At 63.3% G+C, this 19904-nt stretch carries 21 protein-coding genes; 10 read left to right on the forward strand and 11 right to left on the reverse strand.

Annotated features, from left to right (window positions below; all coding sequences use genetic code 11):
• Position 1 precedes the first annotated feature (1 nt).
• Positions 2-568, forward strand: a complete 567-nt coding sequence (locus L6D64_RS22135; protein WP_054884383.1) for a cytochrome c oxidase assembly protein — start codon at positions 2-4, stop codon at positions 566-568.
• 16 nt (positions 569-584) lie between these two features.
• On the forward strand, positions 585-1472 hold the full coding sequence (locus tag L6D64_RS22140; protein WP_176508418.1) for a cytochrome c oxidase subunit 3: 888 nt from the start codon (positions 585-587) through the stop codon (positions 1470-1472).
• Here the strand turns inward: L6D64_RS22140 and L6D64_RS22145 are convergent, their stop codons facing one another.
• Positions 1473-1676, reverse strand: coding sequence for a twin transmembrane helix small protein (locus tag L6D64_RS22145; protein ID WP_060507818.1), 204 nt, complete (start codon positions 1674-1676; stop codon positions 1473-1475).
• A 64-nt stretch (positions 1677-1740) separates the two neighbouring features.
• Here L6D64_RS22145 and L6D64_RS22150 point away from each other — a divergent pair, with 64 nt between their 5' ends.
• The 5 genes from L6D64_RS22150 to L6D64_RS22170 are packed head-to-tail and all read left to right on the forward strand — an operon-like array spanning position 1741 to position 5624.
• Positions 1741-2478 (forward strand): SURF1 family protein, encoded by a 738-nt coding sequence (locus L6D64_RS22150; protein WP_176508417.1) that lies wholly within the window; start codon positions 1741-1743, stop codon positions 2476-2478.
• Positions 2447-3028 (forward strand): hypothetical protein, encoded by a 582-nt coding sequence (locus L6D64_RS22155; RefSeq protein WP_176508416.1) that lies wholly within the window; start codon positions 2447-2449, stop codon positions 3026-3028. The genes L6D64_RS22150 and L6D64_RS22155 overlap by 32 nt, the downstream gene beginning before the upstream one ends.
• A gap of 9 nt (positions 3029-3037) precedes the next feature.
• Positions 3038-4117: a COX15/CtaA family protein gene (locus L6D64_RS22160; RefSeq protein WP_176508415.1), complete on the forward strand. Its 1080-nt coding sequence runs from the start codon at positions 3038-3040 to the stop codon at positions 4115-4117.
• A complete protein-coding gene (gene cyoE, locus L6D64_RS22165) occupies positions 4102-4995 on the forward strand; it encodes a heme o synthase (RefSeq protein ID WP_176508414.1) in 894 nt (297 codons plus the stop codon). The genes L6D64_RS22160 and cyoE overlap by 16 nt, the downstream gene beginning before the upstream one ends.
• Entirely contained in the window at positions 4992-5624 is a 633-nt protein-coding gene (locus tag L6D64_RS22170; RefSeq protein ID WP_176508413.1) for an SCO family protein, read from the forward strand. The genes cyoE and L6D64_RS22170 overlap by 4 nt, the downstream gene beginning before the upstream one ends.
• A 150-nt stretch (positions 5625-5774) precedes the next feature.
• Here the strand turns inward: L6D64_RS22170 and L6D64_RS22175 are convergent, their stop codons facing one another.
• The 3 genes from L6D64_RS22175 to L6D64_RS22185 all read right to left on the reverse strand — a co-directional run bounded on the left by L6D64_RS22175 (position 5775) and on the right by L6D64_RS22185 (position 8291).
• The gene (locus L6D64_RS22175) at positions 5775-6548 is read right to left on the reverse strand and encodes a MetQ/NlpA family ABC transporter substrate-binding protein (RefSeq protein ID WP_176508412.1); all 774 of its coding nucleotides are present in this window, start codon (positions 6546-6548) and stop codon (positions 5775-5777) included.
• Positions 6549-6612: 64 nt separating this feature from the next.
• Positions 6613-7284, reverse strand: coding sequence for a methionine ABC transporter permease (locus L6D64_RS22180; RefSeq protein WP_176508411.1), 672 nt, complete (start codon positions 7282-7284; stop codon positions 6613-6615).
• Entirely contained in the window at positions 7284-8291 is a 1008-nt protein-coding gene (locus tag L6D64_RS22185) for a methionine ABC transporter ATP-binding protein (RefSeq protein ID WP_176508410.1), read from the reverse strand. Before L6D64_RS22185 ends, L6D64_RS22180 begins: the two co-directional genes overlap by 1 nt.
• 224 nt (positions 8292-8515) lie before the next feature.
• Here L6D64_RS22185 and katE point away from each other — a divergent pair, with 224 nt between their 5' ends.
• Complete coding sequence (gene katE, locus L6D64_RS22190; protein WP_176508409.1) at positions 8516-10645, forward strand: catalase HPII; 2130 nt, start codon at positions 8516-8518, stop codon at positions 10643-10645.
• A 48-nt stretch (positions 10646-10693) separates the two neighbouring features.
• Here katE and L6D64_RS22195 read toward each other — a convergent pair whose 3' ends face one another.
• The 4 genes from L6D64_RS22195 to zur all read right to left on the reverse strand — a co-directional run bounded on the left by L6D64_RS22195 (position 10694) and on the right by zur (position 13559).
• A complete protein-coding gene (locus L6D64_RS22195; RefSeq protein WP_176508408.1) occupies positions 10694-11401 on the reverse strand; it encodes a PA5502 family lipoprotein in 708 nt (235 codons plus the stop codon).
• 127 nt (positions 11402-11528) lie between these two features.
• The gene (gene znuB / locus L6D64_RS22200) at positions 11529-12311 is read right to left on the reverse strand and encodes a zinc ABC transporter permease subunit ZnuB (RefSeq protein WP_176508407.1); all 783 of its coding nucleotides are present in this window, start codon (positions 12309-12311) and stop codon (positions 11529-11531) included.
• Positions 12304-13077, reverse strand: a complete 774-nt coding sequence (gene znuC, locus L6D64_RS22205; RefSeq protein ID WP_176508406.1) for a zinc ABC transporter ATP-binding protein ZnuC — start codon at positions 13075-13077, stop codon at positions 12304-12306. The genes znuB and znuC overlap by 8 nt, the downstream gene beginning before the upstream one ends.
• Positions 13074-13559, reverse strand: a complete 486-nt coding sequence (zur, locus tag L6D64_RS22210; protein ID WP_054884368.1) for a zinc uptake transcriptional repressor Zur — start codon at positions 13557-13559, stop codon at positions 13074-13076. Before zur ends, znuC begins: the two co-directional genes overlap by 4 nt.
• An 18-nt stretch (positions 13560-13577) precedes the next feature.
• Here zur and L6D64_RS22215 point away from each other — a divergent pair, with 18 nt between their 5' ends.
• Positions 13578-14534 (forward strand): zinc ABC transporter substrate-binding protein, encoded by a 957-nt coding sequence (locus L6D64_RS22215; protein ID WP_176508405.1) that lies wholly within the window; start codon positions 13578-13580, stop codon positions 14532-14534.
• Positions 14535-14660: 126 nt separating this feature from the next.
• Here L6D64_RS22215 and L6D64_RS22220 read toward each other — a convergent pair whose 3' ends face one another.
• Positions 14661-15611: a homoserine kinase gene (locus L6D64_RS22220; protein ID WP_176508404.1), complete on the reverse strand. Its 951-nt coding sequence runs from the start codon at positions 15609-15611 to the stop codon at positions 14661-14663.
• A gap of 71 nt (positions 15612-15682) precedes the next feature.
• Positions 15683-15970 carry a DUF2782 domain-containing protein gene (locus L6D64_RS22225; protein ID WP_027917186.1) on the reverse strand — a complete coding sequence of 96 codons (288 nt, stop codon included), beginning with the start codon at positions 15968-15970 and terminating at the stop codon, positions 15683-15685.
• Between the two features lie 74 nt (positions 15971-16044).
• Between L6D64_RS22225 and polA the strand changes: the two genes are divergently transcribed.
• On the forward strand, positions 16045-18792 hold the full coding sequence (polA, locus tag L6D64_RS22230) for a DNA polymerase I (protein WP_176508403.1): 2748 nt from the start codon (positions 16045-16047) through the stop codon (positions 18790-18792).
• A 402-nt stretch (positions 18793-19194) separates the two neighbouring features.
• Here the strand turns inward: polA and yihA are convergent, their stop codons facing one another.
• Positions 19195-19827, reverse strand: a complete 633-nt coding sequence (yihA, locus tag L6D64_RS22235; RefSeq protein WP_054884364.1) for a ribosome biogenesis GTP-binding protein YihA/YsxC — start codon at positions 19825-19827, stop codon at positions 19195-19197.
• Positions 19828-19904: the final 77 nt, after the last annotated feature.

The following is a 19904-nucleotide window of genomic DNA, read 5'->3' on the forward strand; positions in this document are numbered from 1 at the left end:
CATGAAGGGCTCGTCGCTCAAGCGCCTGGTCACCCGCCTGCTGCTGCTGACGGTGGTGATGTTCGGCTTCGGCTTTGCCCTGGTGCCGATGTATGACGTGATGTGCAAGGCCTTCGGCATCAACGGCAAGACGGGCGGGCAGTACGAGGGCAGCCAGGTCAGCGACCCGACGCGTTCGGTGCGGGTGCAGTTCATGTCGACCAACGCCAGCGACATGGTCTGGGACTTCTACTCCACCGCTGACGAGCTCGAGGTGAACCCGGGAGCGGTGAACCAGATGATCTTCATCGCGCACAACCCGACCAACCGGCCGATGAGTGCGCAAGCGATACCCAGCATCACCCCGGCCGAGGCCGCGGCGTACTTCCACAAGACCGAGTGCTTCTGCTTTACCCAGCAGGTGCTGCAGCCTGGCGAACGCATCGAGATGCCGGTGCGCTTCATCGTCGACCGCGACCTGCCGGCCAGCGTGAAACACCTGACACTGGCCTACACCTTGTTCGACATCACTGCGCGTCACCCGCCGGTCGCCCATGCCGCGGTACAGGACGTCCAGGGCGCCCGTTGAGGGAAGGAGAACAGCAATGGCAAGTCATGAGCACTACTATGTTCCGGCGCAGAGCAAATGGCCGATCATCGCCACCATCGGCATGTTCATCACGGTGTTCGGGCTTGGCACCTGGTTCAACGACATGAAGGCCGGCCACCCCGCGTCGCACGGGCCGCTGATCTTCTTCGTCGGTGCGCTGTTCCTGGCCTACATGCTGTTCGGCTGGTTCGGCTCGGTGGTCCGCGAGAGCCGGGCCGGGCTGTACAGCCCGCAGCTGGACCGTTCGTTCCGCTGGGGCATGAGCTGGTTCATCTTCTCGGAAGTGATGTTCTTCCTGGCCTTCTTCGGTGCCCTGTTCTATGTGCGGGTGCTCGCCGGGCCGTGGCTGGGGGGAGATGGGGCCAAAGGGGTTGCGCACATGCTGTGGCCGACGTTCGAGTTTACCTGGCCGCTGTTGCACACGCCCGACCCGAAACTGTTCCCGCCGCCCAAGGAAGTGATCGACCCCTGGCACCTGCCGCTGATCAATACCATCCTGCTGGTCAGCTCCAGCGTGACCATTACCCTCGCCCACCACGCCCTGCGCCGAGACCATCGTGGGCCGCTGAAATTCTGGATGGCGCTGACCATCCTGCTGGGTATCAGCTTCATCACGCTGCAGGCCTACGAGTACCACGAGGCCTACACCAAGCTGGGGCTGACCCTGGGCTCGGGCATCTATGGCGCGACGTTCTTCATGCTCACCGGCTTCCACGGGGCCCATGTGACCTTGGGCACGATCATCCTGATCGTGATGTTCGTGCGCATCCTGCGCGGGCACTTCAACCCCGACAAACACTTCGGTTTCGAGGCAGCGAGCTGGTACTGGCACTTCGTCGATGTGGTGTGGGTCGGGCTGTTCATCTTTGTGTATGTGCTGTGATCAGAACGGTGCGTGAGACACCAGCTGGCCACTGATGAAGCCCCAGGCCACCAGGCCGATGGTCAGGGTGGCGAGGGCCACCCGCACGGTCAGGGCCTTGAGCAGGCGGGTTGAGTTTTCATCGTCCTTGACCAGAAACACCAGGCCACTGAACAGGCTGGCGACCGTGGCCAACAGCATCAGGACAATCGCGGCCTTGAGCATGGCGATACTCCCGGGGGGATGCGGTGATGTGGATAAGTATAGCGATTGGCCCGGCGAGGCTGCGATGAGGCGGTTCCGCCCAGGCTGGATACCGACTCTGGTAGTGCTCGCGCTGCTGCCGGGGCTGATCGCGCTTGGCTGCTGGCAGCTTGGCCGGGCTGAAGAGAAGCGCGTCCTGCTGGAGGTCTATGCCCAGCGTGAGGTCGATGCCCCGTTGGCCACCACCCAGTTGTTGCAGACGCCTGACCCGGCCTACCGCCGGGTCCACCTCTACGGCCGTTTTGACGCCGCGCACAGCGTGCTGCTGGACAACCGCATGCGTGACGGCCAGGCCGGCGTCGAGCTGTTGCAACCCTTCCATGACCAGGCCAGTGGTCTGTGGCTGCTGGTCAACCGTGGCTGGTTGCCATGGCCGGACCGTCGCGTGCCGGTGCATTTCGACACCCCCGAGCAGGCCCTGGCGCTGAACGCGTCGGTGTATGTGGCGCCAGGCAGCAGTTTCCAGCTCCACCCCGACCCTGTCGGGGGCCAATGGCCGCACCTGCTCAATGCAATCGACGCGGCTCAAGTGTGGCAGCAGCTCGATCGCGAAGGCTTTGTCCATGAGTTACGCCTGGAACCCGGCCCGGCTACGTATCGGCTGGACTGGCCGATTGTCGCCATGGGCCCGGAAAAACACCTCGGTTACGCCGTGCAGTGGTTCGCACTGGCCATTGCTCTGGTGCTGCTCTACCTCTATTTCGGCTGGCACAACAACAAGGAGAAACAGCATGGCCACCGCCACTCCACTGGACCTGCCTGAACGTAGCAAGCCCAGAGCCCGCGGGCGTTTGCAGCTGATCTTGATCCTGCTGGTGGTGCTCGGGCCAATGATCCTGGCCACCTGCATGTACAAACTCCAGTTCTGGGTGCCCGAAGGCCGCAGCTACCACGGCGCGATGATCGGCAATGGCGAGAGCCGCGCCGATATAGGCATTGCAGGCGAGGACCCGCGTTGGCAACTGCTGGTGACTGCGCCCGATGCTTGCGCTGAAGATTGCCAACGCCTGGTGTACCTGGTGCGGCAGATCCAGGTCGGCCTGGGCCGCGACGCCGGCCGAGCCAGCCATGCCTTGGCCGCCGCCCAGCCGTTGTCCAGCGACTATCAGGCGCTGCTGGGGCGTGAGTATCCACAGTTGCAACGCTATCCACTGGATGCCCCGCGCTATCTGCAAAAGGTCGGTGAACCCGGCCCGCAACTGTGGATTGTCGACCCGCACGGCAACCTGGTGCTGCGCTACGACGGCAAGGTCAACGGCAAGCACGTGCTCGACGACCTGCGTCACCTGCTCAAGCTGTCCAATATCGGCTAGGAGCTTGCCATGGCCAGACCCGGATTCCGCCTCGCTGTGTTCGCCACCCTGCTGGCACTGCTGGTCGTGCTGCTCGGTGCCTACACCCGTCTGACCCACGCCGGCCTCGGCTGCCCCGACTGGCCTGGCTGCTATGGCTTCATCAGCGTGCCGAACAGTGAAGCGCAGCTGGCTCATGCCGAATTGCATTTTCCCGACCACCCTGTGGAAGAGGCCAAGGGCTGGGCCGAGATGGTCCATCGCTACTTTGCCGGCACGCTCGCCGTGGTGATCGCCCTGCTTGCCCTGCAAGCGCTGCGCCGGCATGCCCGCGATGGCCAGCCTTATCGCCTGCCATTGTTGTTGCTGGGCGTGGTGCTGGCGCAGGCAGCGTTCGGCATGTGGACCGTCACCCTCAAATTGTGGCCGCAAGTGGTTACCGCGCACCTGCTGGGCGGCTTTACCACCCTGAGCCTGGTGTTCCTGCTATCGCTGCGTCTATCCCGGGTCTTTGCGCCCCTGCCGAAATTGCCACTCAGTCTTCGACGGATAGCTGCGTTGGCCCTGCTGGTGGTGATTGGCCAGATCGCCCTGGGCGGCTGGGTCAGCTCCAACTACGCGGCGGTCGCCTGCATTGACCTGCCGACTTGCCATGGCCAGTGGTGGCCGGCAGCGGATTTCAGCAACGGTTTTCACCTGACCCAGCATGTCGGCCCCAATTACCTCGGCGGGCAGCTGGACAGCGATGCGCGCACGGCCATTCACATCAGCCACCGCCTGGGTGCACTGCTGGTGACCTGCGTGCTGCTGGTGCTCAGCTGGAAGCTGCACCGTTGTGGCCTGACCGGCCTGGCCCGATGGATATTGCTGGTACTGGCGCTGCAGGTCGGCCTGGGCATCAGCAATGTGCTGTTCCACCTGCCGCTGGCCGTGGCCGTCGCGCATAACGCTGGCGGCGCCCTGCTGCTGTTGAGCATGGTGCTGGTGAACTACCGCATCCGCGTGGTCGACAAGGTCCGCGTCGGCGTCAAGCAAGGTTGGCGCCTGCGGCCCGCGGCCGGGGTCAGCCTCACCCATCCCATGAGGAGCGATACGTGGCGACGCTTCTGAGCGCACGGTGTGCCAGCTGGCGCGATTACCTGGAGCTGACCAAGCCCAAGGTGGTGCTGCTGATGCTGATCACTTCGCTGGCGGGCATGTTCCTGGCGACCCGCGCCGGGGTCAGCTGGAGCGTGTTGCTGTTCGGCAACCTCGGTATCGCCCTGTGCGCGGGCAGCGCGGCAGTGGTCAACCACGTGGTGGACCGGCGCATCGACGCGCTGATGGCCCGGACCCGCAAGCGCCCAGTGGCACAGGGCCGGGTCGAGCCGTTGCCGGCGTTGCTGTTCGCCCTGGCCCTGGCCCTGCTCGGCCTGGCCCTGCTGCTGGTGTTCACCAATGCCCTCGCCGCCTGGCTGACCCTGGCTTCGCTGCTAGGCTATGCGGTGCTCTATACCGGCTTTCTCAAGCGTGCCACACCGCAGAACATCGTCATTGGCGGCCTGGCCGGTGCTGCGCCGCCGCTGTTGGGCTGGGTCGCAGTGAGCGGCCACATCAGCGCCGAGCCGCTGCTGCTGGTGCTGATCATCTTCGCCTGGACGCCACCGCACTTCTGGGCACTGGCCATTCACCGCAAGGAAGAGTACGCCAAGGCCGATATCCCGATGCTGCCGGTTACCCACGGCGAGCGATACACCAAGCTGCATATCCTGCTGTACAGCCTGATTTTGCTGGCGGTGAGCCTGCTGCCGTTTGCCATCCACATGAGTGGCCCGCTGTACCTGGCCTGTGCCTTGGCGTTGGGCCTGCGCTTCCTGCACTGGGCCTGGGTGTTGTACCGTGGCAGCCGGCCGCACGCGGCGATCGGTACCTTCAAGTACTCTATCGGCTACCTGTTCGCGCTGTTCATCGCGTTGCTCGTTGACCACTACCTGTTGCTGAATCTATGACCCGAACCCAGAAAACCGTCTTCATCCTCGTTGCCTTGGTCGCCCTGATCATGGGCCTGACCGTCAACAAGGTGCTCAGTGAGCGGGGCCAGCTCAACCCGACCGAGCTGATCGACGCCGGCATCATTCTCCTGCCGCAAAGCCGCACGGTGGCCGATGTGACCATGACCAACCAGGATGGCCAGCCGGTGCAGCTGGATGACCTGAAGGGCAAATGGTCGCTGTTGTTTTTCGGCTACACCTACTGCCCGGACATCTGCCCGACCACCCTGGCCCAGTTGCGCCAGGTAAAGAGCGAGCTGCCCAAGGAGGCCGTGGACCGGCTGCAGGTGGTGCTGGTGAGCGTGGACCCGAACCGCGATACGCCGAACCAGCTGAAGCAGTACCTGGGTTATTTCGACAAGGATTTCGTCGGGGTGGCGGGGTCGATCGAAGATACCCAGAAGCTGGCCAATGCCTTGAGCATTCCGTTCATTCCGGCGGATACCAGCAAGCCGGGATATACCGTGGACCACAGCGGTAACCTGGCGATCGTCGGGCCGGATGGGCGTCAGCGCGGGTTCATTCGTGCGCCGTTCAACAACCAGAAGCTGGTCGCGCAGTTGCCCGGGCTTGTGAAGCGCGATTGAGCGGGCCCTGAAAAGCTTCGCGGCGGTTCGGCGCCCCGATAAACCCGCCCCCACAGGTACGGCACCGGCTACGAAGCGTGTGCCATCACTGTGGGAGCGGGTTTATCGGGGCGCCGAACCGCCGCGAAGAATCCAGCGAGGTGGTACGGCTTAGAACGCCGGAACCACAGCGCCTTTGTACTTCTCGTTGATGAACTGCTTCACCTCAGGCGAGTGCAGCGCTGCTGCCAGCTTCTTCATCGCGTCCGAGTCCTTGTTGTCCGGGCGGGCAACCAGGATGTTCACGTAAGGCGAGTCCTTGCCTTCGATGGCCAGGGCGTCTTTTTCCGGGTTCAGCTTGGCTTCCAGCGCATAGTTGGTGTTGATCAGGGCGATATCGACCTGAGTCAGCACCCGCGGGATGGTGGCCGCTTCCAGCTCACGGAATTTCACGCTTTTCGGGTTTTCGGCAACGTCCTTCACGGTCGACAGGATGTTGCTGTTGTCCTTCAGCTTGATCACCCCAGCCTTGTCCAGCAGCAACAGGGCGCGGCCGCCGTTGGTGGCATCGTTGGGGATGACCACGGTGGCGCCGGAGGACAGCTCGTCGAGCTTCTTGATCTTGGTCGAGTACACGCCCAGCGGCTCGATGTGCACGCCGGCAACGCTGACCAGCTGGGTGCCCTTGGCCTTGTTGAACTCATCCAGGTACGGCTGGTGCTGGAAGAAGTTGGCGTCCAGGCGCTTTTCGGCGACCTGCACGTTTGGCTGGATGTAGTCGGTGAATTCCTTGACCTTCAGCTCCACGCCCTCTTTCGCCAGCTGAGGTTTGACGAAGTTGAGGATCTCGGCGTGTGGCACCGGGGTGGCGGCGACGGTAAGGGTTTCCGCGGCGTTGGCCGAGAAGGCCGCGACCGCGGCGACAACAGCAAGCAGCTTCTTCATGAATCACTCCTTGTGAGGGCCGCGACGGCCCCCGAACGGGTCGGCCGGGCCGACCCCATTGGGGTTACTTACGGGAAAAATGCACGACCAGTTTGTCGCCCACGCTCTGCAGGACTTGGACCAGCACCAGCAACAGCACCACGGTCACGACCATCACGTCGGTCTGGAAACGCTGGTAGCCGAAGCGGATGGCCAGGTCGCCCAGGCCGCCAGCGCCGACCACACCGGCCATGGCGGTGTACGACACCAGGGTGATGGCAGTGACGGTAATCGCGGCGAAGATGCCCGGGCGGGCCTCCGGCAGCAGCGCACTGGTGATGATCTGGCGAGTGGTGGCGCCCATCGACTGGGTGGCCTCGATGATGCCGCGGTCCACTTCACGCAGGGCGGTTTCCACCAGGCGTGCGAAGAACGGCGTGGCGCCTACCACCAGCGGCGGGATGGCACCGGCGACACCCAGCGAGGTGCCGGTGATCAGCACGGTGAACGGGATCATCACGATCAGCAGGATGATGAACGGCAGCGAACGCAGGATGTTGACCACCAGCGACAGCAGCGCATACACGCCCTTCTGCTCGAACATCTGCTTCGGCCCGCAGAGGAACAGCAGCACGCCCAGTGGCAGGCCGAGCAGCACGGTAAAGAACAGCGAGCCGAACAGCATGATCAGGGTATCGACGCTGGCCAGCCAGATCTCGGCCCAGTCTACATTGGCAAAGAAGTTGAGGGCGTCCATCAACGCAGTACCTCCATATGTACGTCAGCTGCCTTGAAGCGGGCGAACGCCGCTTCCATGTCACCGCCGATCAGGGCGAGGGTGAGCTGGCCATAGGGGACATCCTTGATGCGGTCGATACGCCCGGCGAGGATGCTGTAGTCGACACCGGTTTCGCGGGCCACGGTGCCCAGCAGCGGTGCGTAGGTGGCGTCGCCCTGGAAGGTCAGGCGCACGATACGGCCCGGCACGTGGGCGAAGTCATCGCGCTGCTCGCCTTCGTCGACCTGCTCGTCTTCCTGGACGAAGCGCTTGGTGGTCGGGTGCTGTGGGTGCAGGAACACCTCGGCTACCGGGCCTTGCTCGACGATCTGGCCGGCATCCATCACTGCCACGCGGTCGCAGACCCGGCGGATAACGTCCATTTCGTGGGTGATCAGCACGATGGTCAGCTTCAGCTCACGGTTGATCTCGGCCAGCAGTTGCAGCACCGAAGCGGTGGTCTGGGGGTCGAGGGCGCTGGTGGCTTCGTCGCACAGCAGGATCTTCGGGTTGGTCGACAGGGCGCGGGCGATACCGACGCGCTGCTTCTGGCCGCCGGACAGCTGGGCGGGGTATTTCTTCGCGTGGTCCGCAAGGCCCACACGGGCCAGCAGTTCGGTGACACGCTTGTCGATCTCGCTGCGCGACAGCTCGCCGGCCAGGGTCAGTGGCAGCGCGACGTTGTCGGCGACAGTCTTGGACGCCAGCAAGTTGAAGTGCTGGAAAATCATCCCGACCTGCTGGCGGAAGCCGCGCAGCTGGCTGGCGTTGAACGCGGTGACGTCCTCGCCGTCGACGATGATCGTGCCGCCGGAAGGCTCTTCGAGGCGGTTGATCAGGCGCAGCATGGTGCTCTTGCCGGCGCCGGAATGGCCGATCAGGCCGAACACCTGGCCGTCTTCGATGGTCAGGCTGGTCGGATTCAGTGCGGGGATTTCCCTACCGGCGACGCGGTAGGTCTTGTGTACCTGTTGGAACTCGATCACGTAGCGAACCTTGTGGGGCGCATGGAATTTGGATCAGCGGTTAGCTGGGGTCGCGCATTTTAGCCTTTTCCCATAGCTGTTCTTAGCATTTATTTCGTAATGCACCAATCCTTCGGGCATATCGCGACAACCGGTAATTCTGATTGAACGCTCGACAAAGCCCTCCGGTCACTACTTGCACAAGCCCGACAGGGCGCGCCTGATGACCGATATGGAGAGCCGTGATGCCTAGCAAGAAACCGGAATCGCCCAAACACAGCCAGCTCGCCGGAACCGACACCCCTGATCGTGCCAATACCAACCGCAAGTTGCAGGCCCTGGAAGAGCATCGCAGCGATGCGACCGGCCAGGCACTGCGGACCAACCAGGGCGTGCGCATCGCCGATAACCAGAACACGCTCAAGGCCGGGCCGCGAGGCCCCTCGCTGCTTGAAGACTTCATCATGCGCGAGAAGATCACCCATTTCGACCACGAGCGCATTCCGGAGCGTATCGTGCACGCCCGGGGGACGGGCGCCCATGGCTATTTCCAGAGCTATGGCAACCATGCCGAGCTGACCAAGGCGGGTTTCCTGCAGGACCCTGAGAAAATCACCCCGGTGTTCGTGCGTTTCTCCACGGTGCAAGGCCCACGCGGCTCCGGCGACACCGTGCGCGACGTACGCGGGTTCGCCGTGAAGTTCTATACGGATGAAGGCAACTTCGACCTGGTGGGTAACAACATGCCGGTCTTCTTCATCCAGGACGCCATCAAGTTCCCGGACTTCGTACACGCGGTGAAACCGGAGCCGCATAACGAAATCCCCACCGGTGGCTCGGCCCACGACACCTTCTGGGACTTCGTTTCGCTGGTGCCCGAATCCGCCCACATGGTCATCTGGGCCATGTCTGATCGCGCCATCCCGCGCAGCCTGCGGATGATGGAAGGCTTCGGCGTGCATACCTTCCGCCTGATCAACGCCGAGGGTGTGGCGAGCTTCGTCAAGTTCCACTGGAAACCACGCCAGGGCGTGCACTCCCTCTTGTGGGACGAGGCTCAGAAACTCGCAGGCAAAGACACCGACTTCCAGCGCCGTGACCTGTGGGAAGCCATCGAGACGGGCGATTACCCGGAGTGGGAACTGGGCGTGCAGATCGTGCCGGAGGCCGATGAACACAAGTTCGACTTCGACCTGCTCGACCCGACCAAGATCATTCCCGAAGAACTGGTGCCGGTCACGCCGCTGGGCAAGATGGTGCTCAACCGCAACCCGGACAACTTCTTCGCCGAGGTGGAGCAGGTTGCTTTCTGCCCTGGCCATATCGTGCCGGGGATCGACTTCACCAATGACCCGTTGCTGCAGGGCCGGCTGTTTTCCTACACCGATACCCAGCTCAGCCGTCTTGGCGGACCGAATTTCCACCAGATCCCGATCAACCAGCCCATTGCGCCGAACCACAACAACCAGCGCGATGCGCTGCATCAGCATGTGGTGCACAAAGGGCGGGCTTCCTATGAGCCCAACTCGATCGACGGCGGCTGGCCGAAAGAAACCCCTCCAGCGCCTCAGGATGGAGGCTTCGAGAGTTATCAGGAGCGCATCGACGCGCACAAGATCCGCCAGCGTAGCGAGTCGTTCGGCGACCACTTCTCCCAGGCGCGGCTGTTCTTCCAGAGCATGAGCCCGACCGAGCAACAGCACATCATCAAGGCCTACAGCTTTGAGCTGGGCAAGGTCGAGCGTGAGCACATTCGCGCGCGCCAAGTGAATGAAATCCTGGCCAACATCGACCTCAAGCTGGCCGCCGCCGTCGCTGCCAACCTTGGCTTGCCGGCACCCCAGGCCGGAACGGTACAGGTCAAGGGTAGCCAACTGGCGAAGTCACCCGCCTTGAGCCAGATGAACCACCCAGGCGTAGTCGGTATCAAGGGGCGCAAGATCGCGGTGCTGGTCGCCGATGGCGTGGATGGCACAAGCGTCGACAAGCTGGTCAAGGCGCTGGAAGCCGAAAGCGCCCGGCCATTGCTGCTGGGACCGACTTCGGCGCCGGTGAAGGCGGCGGATGGCAAGGCATTGGCGGTGGATGCGTCGATGGAGGGGATGCCGTCGATCATGTTCGATGGGATTGTGGTACCCAAGGGTGTGGACAAGCCCTTGGCCTCAAGCGGGCTGGCGAAGCACTTCTTGCTGGAGGGCTACAAGCATCTGAAGGCGATGGTTTTGACCAAGGACTTGTCGAACAGCCTGGGGCTCAAGGAAGACAGGGGGCTGCTGCTGGGGGATGAGCAGAAGTCCGTGGATGCCTTTGTAAAAGCGGTTGAGGGGCATCGGGTGTGGGAGCGGGAAGCAGCTGCCGAGGCGGTGCCGGCCTAGCGGTTGCCTTGTACCCTGTCGCCTTGCCGGCGACAGGGTGCTTGAGGCTTAGCGCTGATGCGGGACCAGTACCACCTGCGCTGGCATCGACCGCTGAATCTCATGCTTCTGTTTCAGCTTGAACGCGCTGTCGATCTTGTGAACGCGCTTCTCAAGCAGATTCTTCAGCCAGGGCGCATCTTGGGTGCGCGGCACCTGGAACACCACTTCGCACTGGTAATTGACCACGTCCTTGGCAATTTCGTCGAGCTGGCGGCGCATCGCATTGATGTCGGTGGTCTTCAGCGCGATCACGGTGCTCGGCGCCGTCGGATCGATCACCCGCGCCTGGGGCTTGGCCTCGGCAGCCTTCAAGGCGGCTTCGGCTTTCTCCAGTTCGGCCTTGCGGGCCTGGGCTACGGCATCGCCACCGGTCACGGCCGGTGCCTGCGGCATCAGCGCCCTGGCGCGGGCCAGTGCAGTGGCAGCCGCATTCACGTCGCCCTTTTGCAGGACGATCTGGCTGCGTTTCAGGTAGGCCTCGGCCAGCTGCCGCTGGTTCTGCTCCAGGCGAGCGTCATCCGGTGACTGCGCCTGCAGGGCAGCCAGCTGGTCTTCGGCGGTGGCCAGCTCGTTGCTGGTGATACTCTGTTGCAGCTGCTGCCAGGCATCGGCTTGGGCAGGTGCGTTGGCCTGCTCCACCGGTGTGCTGGAACAGGCGGCCAACAACAGGGAAAACGCGGCGACAAGCAGATAACGGGATGCGAACGGCTTCATTCCTGCGGCTCTCTATTTGCGCAAAAAGCGAGCAAGTCTACACCCTGGTGCGCACGCTCGAAAATAAGTCTTACAGACTCTTTACCCGCGAAAAGGTTGCAGGGCGCACCGGCGTGCACCCTGTTTTTCAGCGTTTTGGCAGTGCCAGGCTCAGCAAGAATAGCACCGCCGCGCAGACCACGATCGATGGCCCGGCCGGGGTGTCCTTGAACCAGGACATGGCCAGGCCACCGCACACCGAGGTAATGCCGATCAACGTTGCGGCCAGCGCCATCTGTTCTGGCGAACGGGCGTGACGCTGTGCCGCAGCAGCGGGAATGATCAGCAGCGAGGTGATCAGCAGTACGCCGACAATCTTCATCGCCACGGCAATGACCACGGCGATCAGCAGCATCAGGGCCATGCGCAGGCCGGCCACTGGCAGGCCTTCGACCATGGCCAGTTCTTCGTGGACAGTGATCGCCAGCAACGGCCGCCACAGCGTGGCCAGCAGCAGCAGGACCAACGCGCTACCGCCAAGGATCCAGGCGAGATCGGTGCTGCTGATGGCCAGCAGGTCGCCGAACAGGTAGGCCATCAGGTCGATGCGGACGTCGTGCATGAAACTCAGCACCACCAGGCCCAGCGACAGGGTGCTGGGGGCGAGGATGCCGAGCAGGGTGTCGGAGGCCAGCGGCTGGCGTTGCTGCAGGGTCACCAGCAGGATCGCCAGCAGCAGGCAGCCCACGGTCACCGCCAGGGCCGGGCTGATATCCAGCACGAAGCCCATGGCCACGCCCAGCAGCGCGGCATGGGACAGGGTGTCGCCGAAGTAGGCCATGCGCCGCCACACCACGAACGAGCCAAGCGGGCCCGCTACCACTGCCAGGGCAAGACCCGCAAGCAAGGCGTAAAGAAGAAAATCAGCCATGCTTGCAGTGCTCTCCGTGAACATGGGTGCCAGGGGTGACGACCGAACCGTGCAGATCGTGGCTGTGGTCGTGATGGTGGTGGTAGACAGCCAGGCTCGGGGCGTTCTGGCCGAACAGTTCGACAAAGGCGGGATCGTTGCTGACCTGCTCGGGGTGGCCCGAGCAGCACACGTGGCGGTTCAGGCAGACCACCTGGTCGGTGGCGCTCATGACCAGGTGCAGGTCATGGGAGACCATCAATACGCCGCAGCCGTGGCGGTCGCGCAGGCGGGTGATCAGGTTGTACAACTCGGTCTGGCCGACCACGTCCACCCCCTGCACGGGCTCATCGAGCACCAGCAGTTGCGGCTCGCGCAGTAGCGCCCGGGCCAGCAGCACGCGCTGCATCTCACCGCCGGAAATCGTCTGGATCGGGCTGTCGATGACGTGCTCGGCCCCCACTTCCTGCAGGGCCGACAAGGCAGCCGCACGGTCAACCCCAGGCACCAGGCGCAAGAAACGCAGCACCGACAGCGGCAGCGTGGCGTCTACCTGAATCTTTTGCGGCATGTAGCCAATGCGCAGTTTCGGCTTGCGCCAGACCTTGCCGCGGTGCGGCTTAAGCAGGCCGAGGACGGCGCGCACCAGGGTGGTCTTGCCGGCGCCGTTAGGGCCGATCAGGGTGACGATCTGGCCGGGCGCCACCGAGAGGTCGATGCTGTCGAGCACGGCCTCGCCGGCAAAGCTGACACCGACCTGCTCGAGGCTGATCAGGGCGTCGCTCATGCTGCGCTCCGGCAGTTGGCGCACAAGCCGACGATTTCCACCGTCTGGGTTTCGACGCTGAAGCCCACGGCCTTCGCGCTGTGGATGATGGCGTCGCTGATGCTGTCCTGCTCCAGCTCGATGGCCACGTGGCAGGCACGGCAGATCAGGAACTGGCCCTGGTGAGCGTGCTCCGGGTGGCTGCAGCCGATGAAGGCGTTGAGCGAGGCGATGCGGTGTACCAGGCCATTTTCCAGCAAAAAGTCCAGCGCGCGGTACACGGTAGGGGGTGCGGCGCGGCGGCCATCCTGTTCGCTGAGTACGGCGAGGATGTCGTAGGCGCCCAGCGGCTTGTGGCTCTGCCACACCAGCTCGAGCACACGCCGACGCAGTGCGGTCAGGCGCAGGCCCTGGCGGGTGCACAAGGCATCGGCTTCGGACAAGGCGCTGTGCACGCAATGGGAATGATCGTGAGGACGGTGAGCCAGCGGCGTGATGGACATGGGCAGCGACGGTTCTGGATGGAGACGTTATTATGTTACCTGTTTCTGACGAGTCGAGTATTCATCGTGTCCCGATTCCTTGTGCTTTTTGTCGCTTTCATCGCCTGTTCGGCGCAGGCCGACGTGCGTGTGCTGACCAGCATCAAACCCCTGCAGCAGATCGCCGCCGCCGTGCAGGATGGTCTGGGCACCCCGGACGTGCTGCTGCCGCCGGGCGCTTCGCCGCACCACTACGCCTTGCGCCCGTCTGACGTGCGCAAGGTCGGCGACGCCGACCTGCTGTACTGGATCGGCCCTGACATGGAGAACTTCCTGCCGCGGGTGCTGGGCAGCCGCAGCAAGCCGGCAGTGGCCGTGCAGTCGCTTGCGGGCATGAAGCTGCGCCACTTTGGCGAAGACAGCCATTCCCATGAAGAGGCGGACCAGGACGATCACGACCACGATCACCGCCCAGGCAGCCTGGATGCGCACCTGTGGCTCTCTTCAGTCAACGCCCGGGTGATCGCGACGAAGATGGCGGCTGACCTGGCGGCGGCCGATCCGGCCAATGCGGCGCGCTACCAGAGCAACCTGAAAGCCTTCACCGAGCGCCTGGATGCCCTGGATGCGCGGATCAAGGCGCGAGTAGCCGGGATCGCCAGCAAGCCCTATTTCGTGTTCCACGAAGCGTTCGACTACTTCGAGTCGGCTTATGGCCTGCAGCACACCGGGGTGTTCAGTGTGGCGTCCGAGGTGCAGCCCGGGGCGCAGCATGTAGCCGCGATGCGCAAGCGCCTGCAACAAGTGGGCAAGACCTGTGTGTTCAGTGAGCCACCGCTGCGGCCGCGTCTGGCCGAGACGTTGACCGCCGGGCTGCCGGTGCGCCTGGCGGAGCTGGATGCATTGGGTGGCAATGACCCGGTGGATGCCAAGGGCTACGAGCGCCTGCTCGAGAGGCTGGGTAGTGACCTGGCAGGCTGCCTGGAGCAGTTGTAAGCCTGTTCCGGCCCTTTCGCGGCGGTTCGGCGCCCCGATGAACCCGCTCCCACTGACAGAGCACAGGTTTCAAGCCTGGCACCAAACCTGTGGGAGCGGGTTTCCCCGCGAAGAAGCAGATGCAGTCTAGAGGGCGAACGGCAGGTGCAAAGCCACTTGCTGGCGCTGTGCCAGGCGCACCTCGAACTCGCCCGGGTCGTGGATCATCACATCCATCCCGGCAAACGATTCCGCCGCAATCAGGCGCGACAGCCAGAAGCGCACGCAGCCTACCCGCAACATTTCTGGCCACAGTTCGGCTTCGGCAGCGGTGAACGGCCGCAACGTCGCATAGGCTGCCAGCAGCGCCTGGGCGCGCGGCACATCGATCGCGCCGTGTTCATCCAGGCACCAGTCGTTCACGGTGATGGCGATGTCATACAGCATCGGCCCGGAACAGGCGTTATAGAAGTCGATCACACCGGTCAGGTGGGTGCCTTCGAACATCACGTTGTCGCGGAACAGGTCAGCATGCAGGTTGGCCCGTGGCAAGGCCAGGATTTGCGCCTTGTGCGCGGTGATCTCATCCAGTGCAGGCTGCAACAGTGCCGCCTGTTCGGCGCTCAGGCGCGGCAGCAGCTCGGCACCGGATGCCAGCATCCAGTCCAGGCCGCGGTCGGTGCGGCGCTCGATGATGCGTTCGCGGGTAGCCAGGTGAATGTGCGCGAGCAATTCACCCACCTGGGCGCAATGCTGGGCATTCGGTGCCTTGATGTGTTTGCCCGAAAGCCGCGGCTGAAGCAAGGCCGGCTTGCCGCACAGTTCGCGCAGGGCATTGCCGTCACGGTCACGCAGGGCGTAGGGCACCGGCATGTCGGCACCGTGCAGTACGTCCAGCAGTTCGATGAAGAACGGCATGTCCTCGACCGGGCCGCGCTCGACCAGCGTCAGGACGAACTCACCCTGTTCGAGGCTGACGAAGAAGTTGCTGTTCTCGGTACCGGCGGCAATGCCCTGGAAGTCGAGCAGACGGCCCAGCGCGTACGGTGCCAGAAAGGTTTCCAGCTCAGGCCGGGTCACGGGGGTGAAGACTGACATGATGAAAAAAAGCCCATACGGGCACTTCCGCCGGGAAGTGCCAGGTTGATGTGAACGGTGCGCGCGTCAGATTACCACTCGAAGATCTTCCAGGACGGGATCAGCATGTCCGGCTGGTCGGAACGAATGAAATTGGCATCGGTGCCATCGGCGCGTACCAGGAAATACGGCTTGCCGTTTTTCGGCGTGATCTTGATTGCATACAGGAAGCCGTTCTGCCGGTATTCCTGGATGGTCTTATCGCCTTCCGTGCGAATGGTCACCTCGGGATCGGCCGAGGGGGCGTCTTCCGCCGCCAGGGTGACGACCGGCATGGTTGCCAACAGGCCGAGCAGTAACAGGCGATTGAGTGTACGCATGATAACCTAGTCCCTTTGTCGTCATTGATCCGGCTATTCTAGCTCCGGACCCGCCGAAAAGGTTGATTCTGCTCATGAGCCAAGCGCCCCTCGTCCTGGTGGACGGTTCCTCCTACCTCTACCGCGCCTTCCATGCGCTGCCGCCGCTGACCACGTCCAAGGGCATGCCGACCGGCGCGGTCAAGGGTGTGCTCAACATGCTCAAGAGCCTGCGCAAGCAATACCCTGACAGCCTGTTTGCCGTGGTTTTCGACGCCAAGGGCGGGACCTTCCGGGATGCCATGTTCGCCGAGTACAAGGCCAACCGCCCGAGCATGCCCGACGACCTGCGGGTGCAGGTCGAGCCGCTGCACGCCAGCGTCCGGGCACTGGGCTACCCCTTGCTGTGCGTCGAAGGCGTCGAGGCCGATGACGTGATCGGCACCCTCGCCCGCAGCAGCGCGACCCAGGGCCGCCCGGTCATCATCTCGACCGGCGACAAGGACATGGCGCAACTGGTGGACGGCCACGTGACCCTGGTCAACACCATGACCGGCAGTGTGCTTGACGTAGCCGGCGTGCACGAAAAGTTCGGCGTTGGCCCGGAACACATCATCGACTTCCTCGCCCTGATGGGCGACAAGGTCGACAACATCCCTGGCGTGCCAGGCGTGGGTGAAAAGACCGCCGTCGGCCTGCTGACCGGTATCGGCGGTGGCCTCAGCGACCTGTATGCCAACCTCGACAAGGTCCCGACGCTGGCCATCCGCGGCGCCAAGACCTTGCCAGCCAAGCTCGAGGAGCATCGCGATGCGGCCTTCCTGTCCTATGAGCTGGCCACCATCAAGTGCGATGTGCCGCTGGAGGTGGAGGTCGAGGCGCTGGTCTGTGGCGAGCCTGACCGCGAGGCCCTGCTGGCGCTGTACACCGAGATGGAGTTCAAGAGCTGGATTGCCGAGGTCCAGCGCGATGCGGTCAAGACCGGCGAACCCGTGGCCGTGATCGAAGCGCCGGCTGCCACGGTCGAGCCCAAGTACGAGACTGTTCTCGATCAAGCCCGCTTCGACGTCTGGCTGGAGAAGCTGCGCCAGGCACCGTTGTTCGCCTTCGATACCGAAACCACCAGCCTGGACGCCCAGCAGGCGCAGCTGGTGGGCGTGTCGTTCGCGGTCGAGCCTCATGAAGCGGCCTATGTACCGCTGGCCCATGACTATGAAGGCGCCCCGGCTCAGCTGGACCGCGAGGCTGTGCTGCTGGCGTTGAAACCCCTGCTGGAAGACCCGGCCAAGGCCAAGGTCGGGCAGAACGCGAAGTACGACATCAACATCCTCGCCAACAGCTCGCCAGCCATCGACATGCGCGGTGTGGCCTACGACACCATGCTCGAGTCATACGTGCTCAACTCCACCGCCACCCGCCATGACATGGACAGCCTGGCACTGAAGTACCTCGACCACACCACCATTGCCTTCGAGGACATCGCCGGCAAAGGCGCCAAGCAACTGACCTTCAACCAGATCAACCTGGACAAGGCCGGCCCCTACGCCGCCGAAGATGCCGATATCACCCTGCGCCTGCACCATGCACTGCAGGCGCGCCTGGCGCAGACGCCAAGTGTGCAGCCGGTGCTGATGGACATCGAGATGCCGCTGGTGCCGGTGCTGGCCAAGATCGAGCGCCAGGGCGCGCTGGTCGATGCCGCGCTGTTGCAGGTTCAGAGCGGCGAGCTGGGCGTGAAGATGGCTGAGCTGGAGCAGCGCGCCTACGCCCTGGCCGGCGAGGAATTCAACCTTGGCTCGCCCAAGCAGCTGGGCGCGATCCTCTACGACAAACTGGGCATGCCGGTACTGAGCAAGACCGCCAAGGGCCAGCCCTCCACCGCCGAAGCGGTGCTCGACGAACTGGCCGAACAAGGCTACCCGCTGCCTGAAGTGCTGATGCAGTACCGCAGCCTGAGCAAGCTCAAGAGCACCTATACCGACAAGCTGCCGGGGCAGATCAACCCGCGCACCGGGCGTATCCACACCTCCTATCAGCAGGCCGTAGCCGCCACCGGACGCTTGTCATCCAGCGACCCGAACCTGCAGAACATCCCGATCCGCACCGCCGAGGGCCGGCGCATTCGTCAGGCCTTTGTTGCCAGCCCCGGCTACAAGCTGCTGGCGGCGGACTATTCGCAGATCGAACTGCGCATCATGGCTCACCTGGCCAAGGACGAAGGCCTGCTGCATGCCTTCCGCAACGATCTTGACGTGCACCGCGCAACGGCGGCGGAAGTGTTCGGCGTGGCGCTGGAAGACGTCACCACCGACCAGCGGCGCAGTGCAAAGGCCATCAACTTCGGGCTGATCTATGGCATGAGCGCGTTTGGCCTGGCCAAGCAGATTGGGGTCGACCGCAAGCAGTCGCAGGACTATATCGACCGCTACTTCGCCCGCTACCCGGGCGTGCTGGCCTACATGGAGCGCACCCGCGCCCAGGCCGCAGAACAAGGTTTCGTTGAAACCCTGTTCGGCCGACGCCTGTACCTCCCAGACATCAACGCCAAGAACCCGGCCCTGCGCAAGGGCGCCGAGCGCACGGCGATCAACGCGCCGATGCAGGGCACTGCCGCCGACATCATCAAGCGTGCGATGGTCAACGTCGACAACTGGCTGAGCGAGAGCGGCCTGGACGCACGGGTTATCCTGCAGGTGCACGACGAACTGGTGCTGGAGGTGCGTGAAGACCTGGTGGAGCAGGTGAAGGATGAAATTCGCACGCACATGAGCAATGCCGCGCAGCTGGATGTCCCGCTGGTGGTCGAGGCAGGTGTTGGTTCGAATTGGGATGAAGCTCACTGATTGAGCCGGGAAAGGTGTGTAGGATCTGCAACGTAGCGACGCGGATCCTGGCATGGCTCGATGCCATTAGTTCGGCAGTTTCATGAAACTATCGCAAATAGTTTTGAGCGCTCCGGAACTAAACCAGTGAAGCGGAACTCAGAGTAACTGAATGGCTGGTGAAGCCTTTCGATGCTCCTATGTTGTGTTAAGTGTTGGCAGATACCTGGACCCCGCCCTAGCGGTCCAGACTTGAACCCCGAACTTCCCCCTCCCCATACGAAGTCCGGGGTTTTTTTTGCCCGGAATTAGACCTATGGCCTGTAGCGATCCCTGTAGGAGCGGGTTTACCCGCGAATGCGGCGGCACTTGCAACATCGCATTCGCGGGTAAACCCGCTGCCACAGTGTGTGATGCCTGCCATCAAACAGCTGGCTTGTCTTCCAGTTCCATCCAGTCGGCCAGCACCCGGTAAGCCTCCTCCAGGCCCAGGCGCTTGGGCGCCGAGAACAGCTGGATGGTGGCCGTGTCCCCCCAGCCTTTGCGGATTTCCGACTGCACCTTGAGCAAGGTGTTCTTGCCTGCGCCGTGGGTGAGTTTGTCGGCTTTGGTCAGCAGGATATGCATCGGCATGCCGCTGGCTCTGGCCCAGTCGAGCATCATCTTGTCGAAGTCGGTCATCGGGTGACGCACATCCATCATCAGGATGATGCCCTTCAGGCAATCACGGCTGCCCAGATAGGCCTCCAGGTGCTTTTGCCAGTGCTGCTTGAGCGGAATCGGGACTTTTGCATATCCGTAGCCCGGCAGGTCGACCAAACGCCGTTCATCGTCCAGACTGAAGAAATTCAACAGCTGGGTGCGCCCTGGAGTCTTCGAGGTTCGCGCCAGGCTGGCATGAGTCAGGGTATTGAGGGCGCTGGATTTGCCGGCGTTGGAACGGCCGGCGAAAGCCACCTCGTAACCCTGGTCGTCCGGGCATTGTTCGACCTTGGCAGCGCTGAGGGCGAATTTGGCTTTCTGGCAGAGGCCGAGGATGGGGTTCTTGACTTGCATGGGATATCCGATGTGGGTGTTGCCAAAGCCTAGGCTGGCAAGCGGTGTCGTTTCCGTTTGGATGGCGGAAGTATATA

Origin of the sequence: Pseudomonas urethralis, from assembly GCF_021602465.1 — a bacterium.
Lineage (GTDB): Bacteria > Pseudomonadota > Gammaproteobacteria > Pseudomonadales > Pseudomonadaceae > Aquipseudomonas > Aquipseudomonas vlassakiae.